At 73.5% G+C, this 16,873-nt stretch carries 12 protein-coding genes and 1 pseudogene; 3 read left to right on the plus strand and 10 right to left on the minus strand.

Going from position 1 to position 16,873, the window contains the following annotated elements; genetic code table 11:
- Positions 1–14 precede the first annotated feature (14 nt).
- Complete coding sequence (locus tag RV986_RS50575) at positions 15–1,094, plus strand: Ldh family oxidoreductase (RefSeq protein WP_475923855.1); 1,080 nt, start codon at positions 15–17, stop codon at positions 1,092–1,094.
- 90 nt (positions 1,095–1,184) lie between these two features.
- On the opposite strand, the pseudogene RV986_RS50580 reads toward RV986_RS50575, so the two are convergent.
- Positions 1,185–2,134: pseudogene (locus RV986_RS50580) on the minus strand (alpha/beta hydrolase fold domain-containing protein).
- 222 nt (positions 2,135–2,356) lie between these two features.
- Between RV986_RS50580 and RV986_RS50585 the strand changes: the two are divergent.
- Positions 2,357–4,003 carry a carboxylesterase/lipase family protein gene (locus tag RV986_RS50585; RefSeq protein ID WP_475923856.1) on the plus strand — a complete coding sequence of 549 codons (1,647 nt, stop codon included), beginning with the start codon at positions 2,357–2,359 and terminating at the stop codon, positions 4,001–4,003.
- A 40-nt stretch (positions 4,004–4,043) separates the two neighbouring features.
- Here the strand turns inward: RV986_RS50585 and RV986_RS50590 are convergent, their stop codons facing one another.
- From RV986_RS50590 to RV986_RS50620, 7 genes are all read right to left on the minus strand, one after another.
- The gene (locus RV986_RS50590) at positions 4,044–5,009 is read right to left on the minus strand and encodes a PDR/VanB family oxidoreductase (RefSeq protein WP_475923857.1); all 966 of its coding nucleotides are present in this window, start codon (positions 5,007–5,009) and stop codon (positions 4,044–4,046) included.
- Positions 5,010–5,099: 90 nt separating this feature from the next.
- Positions 5,100–6,536 (minus strand): glutamine synthetase family protein, encoded by a 1,437-nt coding sequence (locus RV986_RS50595; protein WP_475923858.1) that lies wholly within the window; start codon positions 6,534–6,536, stop codon positions 5,100–5,102.
- Positions 6,537–6,542: 6 nt separating this feature from the next.
- On the minus strand, positions 6,543–7,550 hold the full coding sequence (locus RV986_RS50600; RefSeq protein WP_475923859.1) for an RHO alpha subunit C-terminal catalytic domain-containing protein: 1,008 nt from the start codon (positions 7,548–7,550) through the stop codon (positions 6,543–6,545).
- Between the two features lie 79 nt (positions 7,551–7,629).
- The gene (locus tag RV986_RS50605) at positions 7,630–9,585 is read right to left on the minus strand and encodes a primary-amine oxidase (RefSeq protein ID WP_475923860.1); all 1,956 of its coding nucleotides are present in this window, start codon (positions 9,583–9,585) and stop codon (positions 7,630–7,632) included.
- Positions 9,582–10,895 carry a gamma-glutamyltransferase gene (locus tag RV986_RS50610; RefSeq protein ID WP_475923861.1) on the minus strand — a complete coding sequence of 438 codons (1,314 nt, stop codon included), beginning with the start codon at positions 10,893–10,895 and terminating at the stop codon, positions 9,582–9,584. The genes RV986_RS50605 and RV986_RS50610 overlap by 4 nt, the downstream gene beginning before the upstream one ends.
- A complete protein-coding gene (locus RV986_RS50615; protein ID WP_475923862.1) occupies positions 10,868–11,170 on the minus strand; it encodes a gamma-glutamyltransferase in 303 nt (100 codons plus the stop codon). The genes RV986_RS50610 and RV986_RS50615 overlap by 28 nt, the downstream gene beginning before the upstream one ends.
- Positions 11,167–11,820: a cyclase family protein gene (locus tag RV986_RS50620; protein ID WP_475923863.1), complete on the minus strand. Its 654-nt coding sequence runs from the start codon at positions 11,818–11,820 to the stop codon at positions 11,167–11,169. The genes RV986_RS50615 and RV986_RS50620 overlap by 4 nt, the downstream gene beginning before the upstream one ends.
- Positions 11,821–11,975: 155 nt before the next feature.
- Here RV986_RS50620 and RV986_RS50625 point away from each other — a divergent pair, with 155 nt between their 5' ends.
- A complete protein-coding gene (locus RV986_RS50625) occupies positions 11,976–12,680 on the plus strand; it encodes a GntR family transcriptional regulator (protein ID WP_475923864.1) in 705 nt (234 codons plus the stop codon).
- Between the two features lie 38 nt (positions 12,681–12,718).
- Here RV986_RS50625 and solA read toward each other — a convergent pair whose 3' ends face one another.
- Positions 12,719–15,346 carry an N-methyl-L-tryptophan oxidase gene (solA, locus tag RV986_RS50630; protein WP_475923865.1) on the minus strand — a complete coding sequence of 876 codons (2,628 nt, stop codon included), beginning with the start codon at positions 15,344–15,346 and terminating at the stop codon, positions 12,719–12,721.
- Positions 15,343–16,800: an aldehyde dehydrogenase family protein gene (locus RV986_RS50635; protein WP_475923866.1), complete on the minus strand. Its 1,458-nt coding sequence runs from the start codon at positions 16,798–16,800 to the stop codon at positions 15,343–15,345. Before RV986_RS50635 ends, solA begins: the two co-directional genes overlap by 4 nt.
- Between the last annotated feature and the right edge of the window lie 73 nt (positions 16,801–16,873).

The following is a 16,873-nucleotide window of genomic DNA, read 5'->3' on the forward strand; positions in this document are numbered from 1 at the left end:
AGGCACCCCACACCATGACCGACACCCCAACGCCCAAGCCGGGCAAGGTCCTTGTCCCCGCCGAGGACCTGCGCACCTTCGCCGCCGCCCTCCTGGAGAAGGGCGGCCTGAGCGCCGAGCACGCCCGCACCACCGCCGACGTGTTCGTCTGGGCGGCGCTGCGCGGCGTCGACTCCCACGGCATCGCCCGCGTCCCCGCCTACCTGGAGCTGCTCGCCAAGGGAGTGGCCAACGCGAAGCCCGAGATCACGGTCGAGTCCGGCATGTCGGCCGTCGCCGTCCTGGACGCCGACCGCGCGCCGGGACCGGTGGCCCTCTCGGCGGCCGCCGAGGAAGCCGTGCACCGGGCCAGGACCAGTGGGGTGGCCGCCGTCGGGGTGCGCCGCACGGTCCACACCGGCGCCATCGGCTACTACGTGTCGAAGATCGCCGAACAGGGCCTGGTCGGCATCGCCTTCGTCGCCGGGATGCCGAACATGGGCTACACCGGGGTCAAGGGCGCCGCCGTGGCCACCAGCCCGCTCGCCATCGCCGTACCGGCCGAGGCGCACGCGCCCCTGCTTCTCGACATGGCCACCGCCACCATCGCCCTGGGCAAGATCCGCCAGGCCAGGGCGAGCGGCACACCGCTGCCCGAGGGCGCCGCCGCCACCGAGGACGGCACCCCGACCACCGACCCGGAGAAGGCGGTCATGCCGCTGCCCCTGGGCGGCGCCAAGGGGTCCGGCATGTCGCTGGCCTTCGAGCTGCTCACCAGCGTGCTCGTCGGCGGACCGATCTTCGCCGCCTTCCACTCGGACGATCCCCAGGGCCGCAAGCACCGCCAGAACGCCCTGCTCATCGCCCTCGACCCGGCGGCCTTCGGCGACCCGGACGGCTTCGTCGCGGCCGTCGACGCCACCCTCGGCACCCTCAAGGGGCTGCCCGCCGCGGACGGTGCGGAGGGTGTGTTCTACCCCGGTGAGCGCAGTGCCTCCGTGGCGGTTGGACGTGCCGAGAAGGGGGTACCCGTGGCGCCGAAGGTGTGGCGTGAACTGACGGAGAGCGCGGGCAAGTTGGGTGTCACGCCGCCCGAGGCCCGGCCGCAGGGCTGACAGTCGCCTCCATGCGGAGGGGGATGGAGGAGCGGGTGGCCGGGGCGTCCGTGCGGCGGGCGCCTCGTCCGTCTGGAGTCTGACGCTCGCTCAGTCCGCCCCGCCGGTCCCGGTGTTGACGGCCCGCCGTACATGACGGGCGATCAGGGCGTAGACCTCGCGGGCCTTCTCGTCGTCCTTGCCGTCGTACCCGTGATCGACCCGGGGCACGTCGTGGTGCTCGACGAGGGCGCCCGCCTGCTGGAGGCGCTCGGCGTAGCGCACGCCCTCCGCCTTCAGGAGGTCGTACTCCGCCGTGACGACCAGGCCGGGGCGATGCCCTTGAGGTCGGCGGTGTCGGAGGGATGGGCGGGGGACACCAGCCGGTCGGCACGCTCGCGCGGGTCGGGCACGTACGAGGTGTCGAAGACGTCGGCCATCCATGGGCGCAGCAGCGGTTTGGCGATGGCGGCGTGCTTGTCCTTGGCGCTCGTCGCGAGATCGAGCGGTGCGTAGTGCAGGACCTGGAGCGCGATCGAGGGGCCGCCCTCCTCAAGTGCCTGACGGGCGACGGCCGCGGCGAGTCCGCCTCCGGCGCTCTGGCCGCCCACGGAGAGGCGGCTGCCGTCCCAGCCGTGCTCGGCGCCGTGCTCGGCGATCCACCGGACGACCTCGAAGGCCTGCCGGGGCGGAGCGGGGAAGGGGTGTTGCGGGGCGACGACGTAGTCCACGTTGATCACGGCCATCTCCGCCTCGGCGGCGAGGAAACGGCAGAGCGGATCGTCGATCTCCGTCAGTGGCATGACGTAGCCGCCACCGTGGAAGTTGACGTGAACCGGCGGCAGTGGGCCCCCGGCCGCCGGCAGGTACACCGTGACCCGGGCCGGGGCGACCGAGGTCGGGACCGTCAACTCGCGGACGGTGCGCGGGAACTCGGGGAGGCGGGCGTGCCAGGCGGCGGCGGAACCGCGGCCGCTCGGGCGGCGGTCGGCCGCGAGGGCGAGGCGCTGCATCGACTTGGCGGCGAAGGAGGCCACGGTGGGCCGGGCGAGGAGGGACATACGGTTCCGATCGTCGAGCCGTGTCGTCGAGCCGTATCGCCAATCAACAGGATTCCTGGCAATTGGTGGGCCGATGCTAGCACGCCCGATCGGATCGCCCCAGGGTCTCTCAGGCTCTTGCCAGGCTCGGCTTACCCGTCCCCTACGGGGTCGACAATATTGTTGGCAATCGAGTTGCGATCTTCGCCTTCGCAACCGTCGAAGCCAGGGAGGCCACCGACCGTGAACCGACGGGCGCTCTTGAACCGGTCCTTGACCGTCGCCGCGGCGGCAACGCTCACCAGCAGTGGAGCCGTCGCGTACGCGTCGGACGAGACGTCGGACGAGAAGACTGCCGAAGCCGCGCTGAAGGGACCGGTCCGGATCGACACCGGCCTGGTGTCCGGAGTGGCGGCCGCGCTGAGCGGGGTCACGGTCTTCAAGGGCATCCCCTACGCGGCGTCCACGGCCGGGGAGAACCGCTGGCGGCCGCCGCGGCCGACGGCGTCCTGGACGGGCGTGCGGACGGCGGACACGTTCGGGGACGTCTGCCCGCAGCAGATGATGGGCTCCGACTCGGTACCGATGAGCGAGGACTGCCTCAACCTGAACGTCTGGACCGCGGCCGCGCGCTCGGACGAGAGGCGCCCGGTCCTCGTCTGGATCTACGGCGGACGGTTCGTCGGAGGGTACGCGTCGGACCCCTCCTTCGACGGCGCGGGCCTCGCCGAGAAGGGCCTGGTCGTCGTGACGCTCAACTACCGCACCGAAGTGTTCGGCTTCCTCTCCACTCCCGAACTCAGCGCGGAATCCGGGCACGACGCGTCGGGGAACTACGGACTGCTCGACCAGATCGCGGCCCTGCGCTGGGTGCGCGGGAACATCTCCGCCTTCGGCGGCGACCCGAACCGGGTGACGATCGCCGGTCAGTCGGCCGGCGGTGCCTCCGTGATGCATCTGCTCTACTCGCCGCTCGCGCGCGGACTGTTCCACGGAGCGATCTCCGAGAGCGCCGGCGCACGCGACCCGGGGGACCCGGAGATCGCCGCGCTGGCCGCCTCGTACCGCACGCTGGAGACGGCCGAGAACCAGGGCACCGCGTACGCCCAGAAACTCGGCGTCTCGTCGCTGGCGGAACTGCGCGCCCTGCCGGCGGACGAACTGGCGGCGGCGCAGAACGGCAACGACACCACCGTCAGCGGTCCCGTCAACGGCAACCCGCCGCTGTTCCGGCCGGTGCTCGACGGCTGGGTGAAGCCCTGGACCTACGCGCAGGCCCTCGTCGGCGGACACCAGCACGACGTGCCCGTCATGGCCGGCGGCAACAAGGACGAGAACGGCGCCTCGCCCCAGCCGAAGGTGACACTGGCGGACTACCGGAGCACCGCGGAGAAGGAGTACGGCGCCCTGGCGGACGAGTTCCTGAAGCTCTACCCCGCCACGTCCGACACGGAGGCGGGGCAGGCCCGCAACGCGTGCGCCCGCGAAGGCGGACGCGTCTCCGCCGACCTCTGGGCGAGGAAATGGGCGAAGACGGCCACGAGCCCGGTGTTCACCTACTACTGGGACCACGCACCGCCCGGAGCGACCGGCGCCACCAGGGGCGCATACCACGGCTCGGAGATCAACTACATCTTCGGCAACTTCTACGCCACCGACCTGCCCTGGACCGACGCGGACCGGACGATCGCCGACACCCTGTCCGACTACGTGGTGAACTTCGTGACCGGCGGTGATCCCAACGGCAAGGGCCTCGCGCACTGGGCCGCCGCGCACCCTCGCTCCGCGTCGACGACGGAACTCGGCGACACCTTCGGCCGCATCCCCCTGGCGGACGCCGCCAAGGTGGACTTCCACCGGCGCTTCTTCGCCTCCCAGCGGTCCTGGTGACGCACCGGCGTCACCGGCCGACGCGCGGGCACGGCCGCGGCTAGAGGTCGAGCTCCAGCACGGGGGAGACCGACCGGCTCACGCAGATCATCATCGTGGTGGCGGTGGGGCGTTCGGACGGGTCGATCACCGTGTCACGGTGATCGGGGACCCCGGCCGTGACCGGTGTCTCGCAGCTGCCGCAGTAGCCCTCCTCGCAGGAGTAGGGCACGTTCGGCAGCCGCTCCCGGACGACGTCCAGAACGGAGCGGCCGGCGGGCACGGTCATCCGCAGCCCCGCACGGGACAACACCACCTCGAACTCCTCGCCCCGCACGCCGGATCGGTCCGGACTCCCGTCGGCGGGGGCGAAGCGTTCCAGGTGTGGCGATCTGGGCGGGTCGAGTGCCCGGCACACGGTGGTCAGCGCGTCGAGCATCGAGGGCGGGCCGCACGCGTAGACGGCGTACGTGGGCGGGGTGGCGGCGAGTTCGGCGGCCAGATCCGGCAGACCCGCCTCGTCCTGCGGTACGAGCAGCACCTGGTCCCCGCCCAACGCCGTCAGCTCCTCGGCGTACGGCAGACGGGACCGGTCACGGGCGCCCAGGACCAGCCGCCAGGGCAGGCCGCGCGCGGTGAGCTCGCGTGCCATCGGCAGCAGCGGGGTGACCCCGCTGCCGCCGGCCAGCAGCAGATAGCCCTCCGCGGGCAGCAGCGGGAACCGGTTGACCGGCCCGTGCACCTCCAACTCCCGCCCCACCAGGGCGGTTTCGTGGATCTCCAGGGATCCGCCCCGCCCCTCGGACACCCGGTGCACGGCGACCGTCCACGCCTCGGTGTCCGCCACGTCGCCGCACAGCGAATAGGCCCGCCGCAGCCCGGAAGGCAGGACCAGTTCCACATGCGCCCCCGGCTCCCAGGGCGGCAGCGCGCCGCCGGAGGGCCGGGCCAGCCGCAGTTCCACCACGTCGCGGGCCACCCAGCGGACCTGCCGGACGAGAAGACGTCGGTGGGACGATGAGCTCATGGGCACTCCGTGGCTACGGTCGTGGGGTGCGGGCGGTGCGGGTGCGGGCGGTGGGGATGCGGGCGGTGCGGTCGGTGTCCGCGGAGGGCGTCAGAAGACACGGAAGTACTCCCGGTGCTCCCAGTCGGTGACCTCCTGGTCGAAGCGGCTGATCTCGGCGCGCTTGACGCTCGCGTAGTAGGACACGAAGTCCTTGCCGAGCCGGTCCGCCAGTGCCTGGTCCGCCTCCAGCGCGTCGAGGGCCTCGCCCAGCGAACGGGGCAGCGGTTCGGCCCGGGTGGCGTACGGCTCGTCGGCCGCGGGGCCGGGGTCGAGGCCGCGCGCGACACCGTCAAGACCGGCGGCGAGCTGTGAGGCGAGGTAGAGGTAGGGATTGGCCGCGGGCTCCCCGATCCGGTTCTCCAGCCGCACCGATGACGGACCGTCACCCAGTACGCGCACCATCGCCCCTCGGTTGTCGCGCCCCCACACGGCACGGTCGGGCGCCAGCGACAGCGGGCGGAAGCGCTTGAAGCCGTTGAGGGTGGGGGTGGAGAACGCGCTCGTGGCCCGCGCATGCCGCAGCAGTCCGCCGAGAAAGGCGGTGCCGTACGCCGACAGCGGCGGCCCCGGGGCGGCGAGTTCGGCGTCCGTCGGAGCGAACACACCGGCGCCGTCCCGCAGCATGCTCTGATGCAGGTGCCAGCCGCTGGAGAACACGCCCGGCAGCTGGGGCCGGCACATGAAGGTGGCGTGGTGGCCGTGGCGGGCGGCGACCTGCTTGACGGCGCCGCGCAACAGCACCATCGCGTCGGCCGTGCCCAGCCCGTCGGCCGGCTGGAGGGTCAGCTCCACCTGGCTCGGGCCGAACTCCACCTCCAGGCTGCGCAGCGGCAGCCCGAGGCCTTCGAGGTTCGCCCGCAGGACGTCGAGCACGGGGTCGAGTTCGTCGTAGCGCAACTCGCTGAGGTACTGGTAGCCGTGGTTGAGCATGCCGACCTCGGGCGCGGCACCCGGCTGGCCCAGATCACCCGGGCCCAGGCGGGGGTCGCCGAGCCGGAAGAGGTGGAACTCCACCTCCAGGCCGGTGCGGTAGACCAGGCCGTCGGCCTGCCCCAGCACCGAGCGCAGCAGCCCGCGCGTACACAGCGGTACCGGTGCTCCGGAGGTGAAGCGCAGATCGCACAGCAGCCAGCCGGTCCCCGGCGACCACGGCAGCATCCGGAAGGTCCCCGGGTCGGGCACCATCACCATGTCGGCGGCGCCGCGCAGTTCCGGCAGCCCGAGCGGCGTCTCCTTGGTGAACAGCGGGAAGACGGTCCGCCCCGAGGTGTCCTTGGCGAGCAGCGAGGAGGCGATGCCCGTACCCTCCCGCAGCACGTTGGGAAGTTCGCCCATGGTGACGGTCTTGCCGCGCAGCAGACCGTGCTGGTCGGCGAAGACCAGTCGGACCACCGTCATGCCGCCGGCGTCGGCGCGTTCCCGTATCTCCCGTGCCGCGGCGGTCTGTTCGGCACTCCACAGACCATGGCGCTCGATGAATCCCATGGCGTGTCAGCCGTCCGTTTCCAGGGGCTGCGCCCAGTCGCTGTCGGCGCGCTGCTTGGCGGCGACGGCCGCCCAGTGCTCCTGCCGGCCCTCGGTGGGGCCGATGCCGTCGAAGGTGACCGGGCCCTGGATCCGCGCGGCCTCCTGCGCGGACAGCACCAGGGGCGGGTCCTCGCCGCGTTCCACGGCCAAGACGGCCTCGCCGAGCATCCGGCGGTACATCACGATGGCCTTGTCCGAGCGGCCCAGGTGTTCGCGGGTGCGGTCCTGGACGGCGCCCTGCCCCTCCACCGCCCACTGGTCGTGCACGTTGATGTCGGTGCCGAGACCGGTGTACGTGCTCGTCCGCTGCTGCGCCGGGTCGTAGCCGTAGTTGTTCGCGCGGCCGAAGCGCGGCCGGTAGTCGGGCAGGGTGACCGCGCCGACCCGCTGCCGGCGCATCTCCTCCCGGTCCACCGGGCCGCCCACGCTGGTGAACAGCGCGTACCAGTAGCAGGAGGTGTCGTCGATCGGCACATGCCACTGGGTGATCGCCGTCTCCGCGTCGAGCGGGATGTGGAAGGCGTGCGGGAACACCTGGTGGGTGACGCGGACATGGGTGCGGCTGCCGTCCATCGGCACGCCCTGGCTGTCGGTGCCGTCGAGGGTGCGCAGGGCGGTGATGCGGATGCCGTACGGGGTGCGGACGGCGTCGATGTCGGGCCGCCCGTACTCGCGCAGGATCTTCGTCATCGGCAGGTCGGAGCCCTGGGAGGCGGCCCGGAACTGCTTGCCGTAGCCGTCCTCGGGGTCCTCGTCCTGGAAGAAGCGGTGCAGGTAGGACGCGTGCGCGGGGTCGATGCCGACCTCCAGTGCCTGGAGCCAGTTGCACTCCAGCAGGCCCTTCCAGGCGAAGGCGTGGTCGGCGGGCGCCCGGAAGCAGTCCAGGGCGGGGAGTTCGGGCGGTTCGCCGGGGCCGAGATAGCCCCAGATGATCCCGTTGATCTCGCGTACCGGGTAACTGCCGAGGCTCACCCGGGACTTGAGGGGGCTGCCCGTGGGCTCGGCGGGCGTGTCCAGGCAGGCGCCGTCGCGGCCGAAAGGTGGGGCGGGGTCAACCGCAGCAGTGGTCCGCGGTGTCGGACGACGGACGCCGCGGCGCGTGGCAGGAGACCGGTGCCGGCACGTCCAGCGCCGGATTGCGGTCGAAGAACCCGTCGGGCTCCAGCCGCAGCCGCGCCCTGGCCACCGGCATCACCGGCCACTCCTCGGGGCGCGGGAAGTGGTGCGAGCCGACCGTCGCCCACAGCACCAGGTCCGTGCCGTCCAGCGAGCGGTCCTCCTCCTGCCACTTGTGCACGCCGTCCGCGCCGGGCTCGGCCTGGTTGGGGTACTCCCCGGCGACGAACCGCCGGTCCGGGTCGTAGGCGGTGGCCCACAACTGCCGCCCCACGAACGGGGCCCGGCGGGCACAGACGCTGTCCTCCCGCACCGGCAGCACCGCGGTGTTCTCCAGGTGCACGCGGTACGCCGTCGGCTCGCCCATCCGGTTGCGGGCCTCGGCGCTCTCCACCCGCCAGTGCAGCGCGCGCGAGGGATCGGTGCGCCGGCCGCCCTCCGCCTCGCTGAGGATCGGACGCAGCACGGTGCGGGCCGCGTTGCCGTAGGGGTCCAGCTCGGGGTCGGGCTCGTGCTCGGCGGTGACCTCGACCAGCCGGTTGCGGGGGCCGTCCACCGCCATGTCGAGGCGGACGCCGAAGAAGTGCTGGTGGTTGGTGACCGCGACGTTCGGGGCGACCCGCCGTGCGTAAGGGGTCTCCTCGTCCTCCTCGACACCGGTGGCGGAGAGGATGCCGGTCATCTTGATCTCCAGCATCACCGAGCCGTCCTGGTACAGCGACCAGTAGAAGCCGTAGTCGTAGTTGGCGACGGTGGCGAACGCGGAGATGATCAGACGGCGGGAGCGGCGCACCTCGGTCGCTCCGGTCCGGCCGTTGTGGTGCTTCCACAGGATGCCGTCGTCCTCCTCGTGCAGACAGACGGCGTTGGGAATGACCCGGGGCACACCGTCGCCGCCGAGCACCGCCGCGTCGAAGTAGTGGATGACGCCCAGACAGTCGCAGCCGAGCGCGAGGGAGTTGGTGAGCGGGCCCGCCCCGTACTCGCCCCAGTCGAAGAAGTTCTTGCGGTACTGGGTGGAGGCGGTGTCGAAGTACGGCACGTACATCTCGTTGACGGCGGCACGCCGGATCACCTGGCGGGGGCCCCGGCCGCCCGCGTCGAAGGTCAGGTCGTGCAGCACCAGGCCCTCGCGGTGACTGAAGCCGACCCGCACCGACCAGCCCTGCCAGTCGATCCGGCGGCCGGTGACGGTGAAGCTCGGGCCCTCGGGCTGGACCACCTCCAGCGGCTTCAGACCGGGCCGCTCGGGCACCACCCCGGCGTCGAACACCCCGGATTCCCGGGAGAGCGGGACCACGCCGTGATCCTCGATGTGCAGGACCTCCATGGACTCCATGTCGATGATCGGCACCACGCCCTGTACCGGGCGCGCGTAGCCGTTGTCGTCCTCGGAGGTGCGGTGCCAGACGCTGCCCCAGGTCAGCCGGCGGCCCGGGTACTCCGGCGGTTCGAAACCGCCGATCGACTCCGGGTCCACCATCACCAGCGACACGTCGTGGATGCCGCGCAGCGCGAGTGCCTCGCGAAACCGCGGGTCCGCCCGGCAGGCGGCCGCGGCCTGCCGGGCCTCCTCGGAGGAACAGCCCGGACTGCGCACGTCCAGTTCACGCCAGGCGGTGGTGCGCGGGGTGTCGCCGAGTTCGAGGTCGACCTCGTGGGCGAGGTGCGCGGAGGGGAGGATCACCACCGCGCGGGCCCGCCGGCTCGCGCCGGGGGCGGCCCGGCGGGCATGGTCCTCGTCGAGGGCCACCCCCCAGAAGCGCGCGTCGTCGCCGACCCGGGGGTCGGCCCGCAACACCTTGACGGCCGTGGCCAGTTCGCCGGGGGTCAGGGGGTCCAGCGGGTGCGGCGCGTCGGCCGGTACGGGTTCGGGGGCGAGGGTACTCACAGGGGGTTTCCTTCCGGGGCGGGACGGGCGGGGTCTGCTGCGGCGCCGCCGTGGAGCGTGGTGCCGCCGTCGGCACGGGGATCGGACGCGCCGTCGAGCCGGCCGTCCGCGGACAGTCGTACGACCTGGGAGTGGCCGGCCAGATCGGTGCGGCCGGGGGTGACGACGACCGGCACCGAGGACGGGAACGCGGTCGCGACGGCGGGCAGGGAACCGGGCTCCGCCAGCAGGGTCTGCCCGGGCCGGCCGATGTCGCGGGCGCCCACCACCCAGCGCGGGCGGTCCAGCACGGTGGCCGGGTCGACGTCCGGCGCCATCAGGTCGGGCACCGTCTGGGCGAGGATCTGCGGCTGGGCCCGGCCGCCCTGACAGCCGGCCGCCAGCAGCAGGTCGGCGGACCGGCCGAGCACCGGGCACAGGGTGTGCGGGGGCCGCAGCCCGGGGCCGAGGAGGGCCGGATGGCCGGGCAGCAGGCCGAACGCCGAACCGCGGTTGTGCAGCACGATGCCGGTGCCCGGATCGCAGATGCCGGAGCCGAAGGTCTGGTAGACGCTCTGGATCAGGGAGACCGCGAGGCCCGAGGAGTCCACGGCGGTGACCGCGACGGTGTCCCCGGCGGGACGTATCGGCGGCTCGGGCGGCCGCGCACCGGCGAGCGGCGCGGGCCGCAGCAGTCCGTCCAGGTCCACCTCGGCGCCACGCGGATCTCCGAGCAGCCGGTCCCGGGCCGCCGAGGCGTCCTGGCAGCGGGCCACCAGGGCGACGGTCCGCTCCGGCTCGGGCAGTTTCGCGACCGCGGCCGCGGTCTCCAGTACGGCCAGCAGACTCGCGCCCTGGCGCGGCGGCGGCGCGGTCCACCAGCGGACGCCGGCCACGTCCAGCGTCAACGCCTCGACGCTTTCGGCCCGGTGGGCCGCGAGATCGTCCGCGGTCAGGGGGCTGCCCACCCGGCGCAGCCCGTCCGCCAGGGCCTCGGCGACCGCTCCCCGGTAGAAGGACGAGGGATCGTCCGCCAGCGCCCGCAGTACGGCGGCCAGCCGCGGCTGGGGGAGCGGATCGCCCTCGGCGAGCGGGACTCCGTGGCGGCCGGTCAACAGCGCGCCGAGCCCGGGATCCGCGCCGATCCCCGCGGCCCGCTCGCGCACGGCGCGCGCCAGACCCGCCGAGACGGTGGCACCCTCCCGCGCCAGATCGGCGGCGTCCCGCAGGGCGGCGGCCAGGGCACCGGGAGTGCCGTGGGCCTCGGCGAGCGCGGTCCAGCCCGCCACCACACCGGGCACGGTCACGGTCTGCGGCCCCTGCGCGGGCATCCGCGGGTCCGCGGCGCGCAGTGCCTCGACGTCGACGTCCTGGGCGGCGGCCCCGGCCGACAGGACAGCACCGCGCGCACCGTGCCGCCCGGGGAGTGGACGAGGGCGATCAGGTCGCCGCCCAGGGAACACTGGTGGGGATAGACGACGGTCAGGGCGGCCGCCGCCGCCAGCGCGGCGTCCACCGCGTTGCCGCCCCGCCGCGCCGCCCGCCGGGCGGCCGCCAGCGCCGCCGGGTGCGGTGCGGCCAGGATCAGCCGGGGAGCGCCGGTCACGTCTCGTCCCGCGGCAGCAGCACGGTGCGCGAGGGGGCGGCCTCGGCGCCCTGCAACGGCACGGGCAGCGAGAGCATGTCGTACACCCCGGCCGGAGTGTGCAGCAGATCGACCACTTCCAGGATCAACACCTCGGCTGTGCACAGGAGTTGGTGGGTCTCCCAATGGGTGGTGTAGGCGACGGCCTCGATACTCAGGTAGTCGATGCCCGCGGTGCGCACCCCCGCCTCGATGAGGCGCTCCGCGCCGTCCGGGGCCAGCCCCACCCACTGCCGCGCCTTCCACGGACTGCGCAGCACACCCTCCGAGTTGCTGGTGCGCAGCAGCACGCGCTCCTCGTCGCCGAGGCCGGCCGCGTCGAGGTCGGCGGCGGTGATCTGCTCCTTGACATGCGTCAGGTCCAGCACGCGCGCGGTGCCGTTCAGGGCCGACAGATCGAGCCGGTCGACCGTCTTGCCGCCGTCGACGAAGTGGGCGGGAGCGTCGATATGGGTGCCGGTGTGGGCGCCGATGCGCCAGCGGCTGACGTTGGAGGCGTCGCCCGCGGTGCGGGACTCGACGATCTCCACTTCGGGGCGGCGCCCCCAGTGCAGCATTCCGGGATGGATCGGGACCGACACGTCGATGGCCTTGCTGAAATGCAGGTTCATGCGCTTCTCCTTTTGGATGCGGATACCATGGAAGTGGATCCAAAAATGAACGGCTATCCAAAGACGTACGGCTGTGGACGTCGGCGGCCGCGTGGCAAACTGCTCCACCACCGCGCACCCTCCGCCCCATCCCGAGAAGGGCTTGACCGACTCCGATGACCCCCCACACAGATGACGGCCCCCTCGTCGACGACATCGCGGCCCGCATCCGCGCGCGGATCATGAACGGCGAACTGGCGATCGGCAACCCGTTGCGCCAGGCGGCGCTGGCCGCCGAGTTCGGGGTCAGCCGCACGCCGGTGCGCGAGGCGCTGCGGCAGCTGCAGAACGGCGGGCTGATCGAGATGCAGCCGCACCGCGGTGCGGTCGTCCGGGTGCCCGCGCCCTGGGAGGTGCGCCAGGCGTACGAGGTGCGTGCCGAGCTGGAGGGGCTGGCCGCCCGGCGCGCGGCCTCCCGCATCACGGAGCGTCAGCTCGCCGAGATGCGCGAGCACAACGACGTCCTGCGGGAGGCCGCGCGGCGGGCCGAGGGCGAGGGTGCCGAGGGCGGCAGCCCCGCCACGACGGCCGCGAACGACTGCTTTCACACCATCGTCTGCGAGGCGGCCGACAACCCCTGGCTGAGCCGGATGATCGACCGGATCAACGAGAGCTTCCCGCGCAATGTCTCCTCGCTCGCCCTCGCCGGTGACGAGCGCCACCGGCAGCTGAACATCCGCCAGCACGAGGCGATCGTCGACGCGCTGGCCGCCCATGACGGCGACCGGGCCCAGGAGGTCATGCGCGCGCACGTCGTCAGCTCCGGCGAGCATCTGACGGCCTGGTACGAGCGCCGCTCCCAGACCGTCTTCCACGGCTGAGTCCGCCGGGTCCCTCCCCGGCCACCCGGTGGCCCCCGTCAACGGGTGCCACCGGGAAACAGCCGGGCCGGAGACAGGAAGTCCAGGTCGGGGCGCGCGGTCCCGCAGACCAGATCGGCCAGTGCCGCGCCGATCGCCGGGCCGAACTTGAAACCGTGTCCCGAGCAGGCCGACGCCACCAGCACCCGTGGCGCGCCCGGCACCTCGCCGACCACGAAACGCCGGTCCGCCGTCATGGTGTAGAGGCACGTCAGGCTCTCCGTCACCGCGCCGGCCCCGGGCAGGACCTCGGCCACCGCCTCGGTGAGCAGGGCGAGTTCCGCCGCGGTCGCCGTGGGCCGGGCCGCGTCCGGATCCCAGACCGGGCCGTGGTCCAGCCCGGCCTTGAGCCCCCGGCCGTCGGCCGCGGGGAACCCGTACAGCAACCCCTGCGGCAGATCCACCGAGAAGCTGCCCAGGCCGGAGGGGCCGAACGGGCCGGCCGGGTCGGCGGCGAAGTAGGCGTTGACGATACGAGTGACCGTCAGATGCGGCGCCAGCGAGGGGACTTGGGCCGCGGTCCAGGGACCGGTGCACAGCACCAGCCGACGCGTGCGCAGCGGGCCCGCTTCGGTGCGCACCCGGACCTCGTCGCCGTCCGGCTCCCAACCGAGGACCCGGGTGCCGTCCATGACGGCCGCGCCCGCCCGTTCGGCCAGGGACAGTTGGGCCCGCAGCGTCTCCCGCGCGTCGATGATCCCCGCCCGAGGGTCGTGCACCGCGCCGAACCCGGTGGGCAGCCGCAGTCCGGGGAAGATCCGCGCCGCCTCCTCGGAGCCGACCTGCCGGCAGCCAGGGCCGCGCAGTGGGTCGGGCCGGTCCAGTGGCGCCGCGTACAACCCTCCGGTGACGTCGACCAGTCGGGTCTTCGCGGACTCCTCCAGTTCCGCCCAGGCCCGGTAGGCGGTGTCCACCAGTCCGTCCCAGTCGGGGTGGGGGTAGGCGCGCCGGATCATCCGGGTGGCGCCGTGCGAGGACCCCAGATCGTGGCCCAGGGCGTACCGCTCCAGCCCCAGGACGTCGAGTCCGCGCTCGGCCAGCCGGTGCAGGGCGGCGCTCCCGTGCACTCCGAGACCGACCACGATCGCGTCACGGCACCGGGAACGGGGGCGCGTCCGCCGGGCGGTGGTGGGTGCGGACTGCCCCCGGGGCAGGGGGAGTTCGGGCGCGGAAGGCGCCGTGCGGATCTCCGGCGCGGACGGCACGGACGGCGTGGACGCTCCGGACGGCACGGACGGCGTGGACGCTCCGGACGGCGCGGGGCCCGGCTCGGATGTGTGCGGTGGAGTGTGCGTCCCGGGCACCCGCGCGATACGGCCGGCGGGCGCGGCGCCCGACCGGCGGGACGGCTCCCGCGAGGGCGCCGGACCAAGGCGCCGGCGCACGATCTCGCGTACCGACTCGACCAGGGCGTCCAGATCGGCCCCGTCGTTGTAGACGTGCACCGAGGCCCGCACCACCTTGGTCAGGCCCCGGGGATCCATGTCCCAGCGGCCGTGTCCCGCGGGTACCGCGATCAGATGGATCCGGCGGCGGGCGAGTTCGCGCTGTACCTCGGCGGCGTCCAGCCCCTCGACCACGAAGGTGACGATGGCGCCGCCCGCGGCCGGCGGATCGGTGACCCGTACGCCCGGCAGCGCGGCCAGTCGTCCCCGCAGGTCGGCGGCGAGCACCGCGAGATGCCGGGCGACGGTGTCCACGCCCAGAGCGCCGAGGTCGGCCAGCGCGGCGCCCAGGCCGAGGCGCAGCGCGTGCGCCGCCTCCCACAGCTCGAACCGCTTGGCGTCCGGCACCAGTTCCCAGCTCCGCTCCGCGGTCCAGCTGGCACCCCGTACGTCGGGTGCCGCGGGGACGAGCCGGTCCAGGAGAGGGCGGCGGACCGCGAGCAGCCCGGTGCCGCGTGGACCGCGCAGGAACTTGCGGCCGGTCCCGATGAGCAGATCACAGCCGATCGCGTCGATGTCGACGGGCAGTTGGCCCAGCGACTGGGTCGCGTCCAGCAGGAAGGGCACGCCATGGGCCCGGGCCAACGCCCCGATCCCGGCGGCGGGTTCGACCAGTCCCGAGGAGGTCGGCACATGTGCCGCGGTGACCAGGGCGGCCGGACCGCCGCGCAGCGCCGTCTCCAGGGCCGCCAGGTCGACCGCGCCGTCGGGGCCGTTGGGCAGCAGCTCCACCCGGACCCCGTGGTCGCGTTCGGCGGCCAGCAGATGCAGGGCGCTGCTGACGTAGCTGGAGCGGGCGGCCAGCACCCGGTCGCCGGGTCGCAGCCGCAGCGCCGACACGGCGCGCTGCCAGCCGGCCGTCGCGCTCTCGACGAGGGCCACCTCCTCCGGCCGGGCGCCGAGCAGTTCGGCGGTACGGGTGTAGACGGCCTCCAGGGCGGGAGCGGCCTCCTTGGCCGCCTCGTAGCCGCCGGACAGGCTCTCGGCGCGCAGATGGTCGATGACCGCCTCGACGGTGCCGGAGGCGAGCAGGGCCGCGCCCGCGGCGTTGAAGTGGTGGCCGGTGGCGGAGCCCGGTGTACGGGCGCGTACGGCCGCGACGTCCAGCGTGCGGGCGGACGGGGCCGGTGGCGTCGGTGCCGGGTACGCGGGCGTGGCCCCGGTCGTCAGGGGGGCGCTCACAGGGCGATCGTGACGCTCTTGAGCTCGGTGAACCCGTCGACGGCGGCGTCTCCGAGGTCCCTGCCGAGGCCGGACTGTTTCATTCCGCCGAAGGCCACGGCGGGATCGAACTCGTTGTACGTGTTCACCCACACGGTGCCGGCCTCCAGCGCGGCGACGGTGCGGTGGGCGCGTGCCAGGCTGCTGGTCCACACCCCGGCGGCGAGCCCGTACTCGCTGTCGTTGGCCAGGGCGATCGCCTCCTCCTCGCTGTCGAAGGGGATGATCGTGGCGACCGGACCGAAGATCTCCTCCCGGGCGATCCGCAGTTCGGGGCCGACGCCGGTGAACACGGTCGGCCGTACGAACCAGCCGGGCCCCGGCAGCGGTTCGCCGCCCACCGCCACCTCGGCGCCCTCGGACCGGCCCAGGTCGATATAGCCGGTGACGCGGTCGTACTGCTCCTGGGACACCAGCGGACCGATGTTGACGCCGCCCGCGAGACCGGGGCCGATCCGCAGCGCCTCCACCGCGGGGACCAGCCGATCGACCAGTTCCTTGACTACCGTGCGCTCCACCAGGAGCCTGCTGCCCGCGGTGCACATCTGCCCGGAGTGCCCGAACACCGCGCGTACGGCGGCCGGTACGGTCGCGTCGAGATCGGCGTCCGCGAAGACGATGTTGGGGGATTTGCCACCCAGCTCCAGGGTGAGCCGCTTCACCGTGGGCGCCGCCGCGGCCATGATCAGCCGCCCCACCTCCGTGGAGCCCGTGAACGAGACCTTGGCGACGTCGGGGTGGCCGACCAGCTCCGCCCCCGTACGCCCGTCACCGGTCACTACGTTGACCACGCCCTCCGGCACCCCCGCCTCAAGGCAGAGCGCGGCCAGCCGCAGCGCGGTGAGCGGGGTCTGTTCGGCCGGTTTGACCACGACCGTGCAGCCGGCGGCCAGGGCGGGGGCGATCTTCCACGCGGCGATCATGAAGGGGAAGTTCCACGGCAGTACGGCCGCGACCACGCCGACCGGTTCGCGCACGCTGTAGACGTGCCGGTCGGGACCGGCCGCGTGCACGGTGCCCGTCAGCCGGGCCGGTGCGCCCGCGAAATGGCGGATGGCCTGCAGACCGAGGTCCACGTCGCCGCGCGCCCGCTCGATGGCCTTGCCGTTGTCGAGGGTGTCAAGGACCGCCAGTGCCTCGGCGTCGCGTTCCACCAGGTCGGCGAGGCGCAGCAGCACGTCACGGCGCCGCCGGGGCGGCAGTCCGCGCCAGCGCCGGTCGCGGTGGGCGGCAGCGGCGGCCGCGACCGCCGCGGACACCTCGGCGGGGCCGGCCTGGGCGATGGTGGTGAGTTGCTCCTGAGTGGCCGGGTCGAGGACCGGGATCCGCTCCGGCGCGGTGCCCGTGGTCCACTCGCCGCCGATGAGCATGGGCTCGCAGTCCGGCAGCCGGGGGAGCGCGATGCTGGGGTCCAAGGGGTTCTCCTTCTGGATCGGGTCGCCGCCGGGCGGTGGGGGCCGGGCGGGACGGACACCGCGGGCGGGGGCC

Source organism: Streptomyces sp. RLA012 (assembly GCF_056270325.1).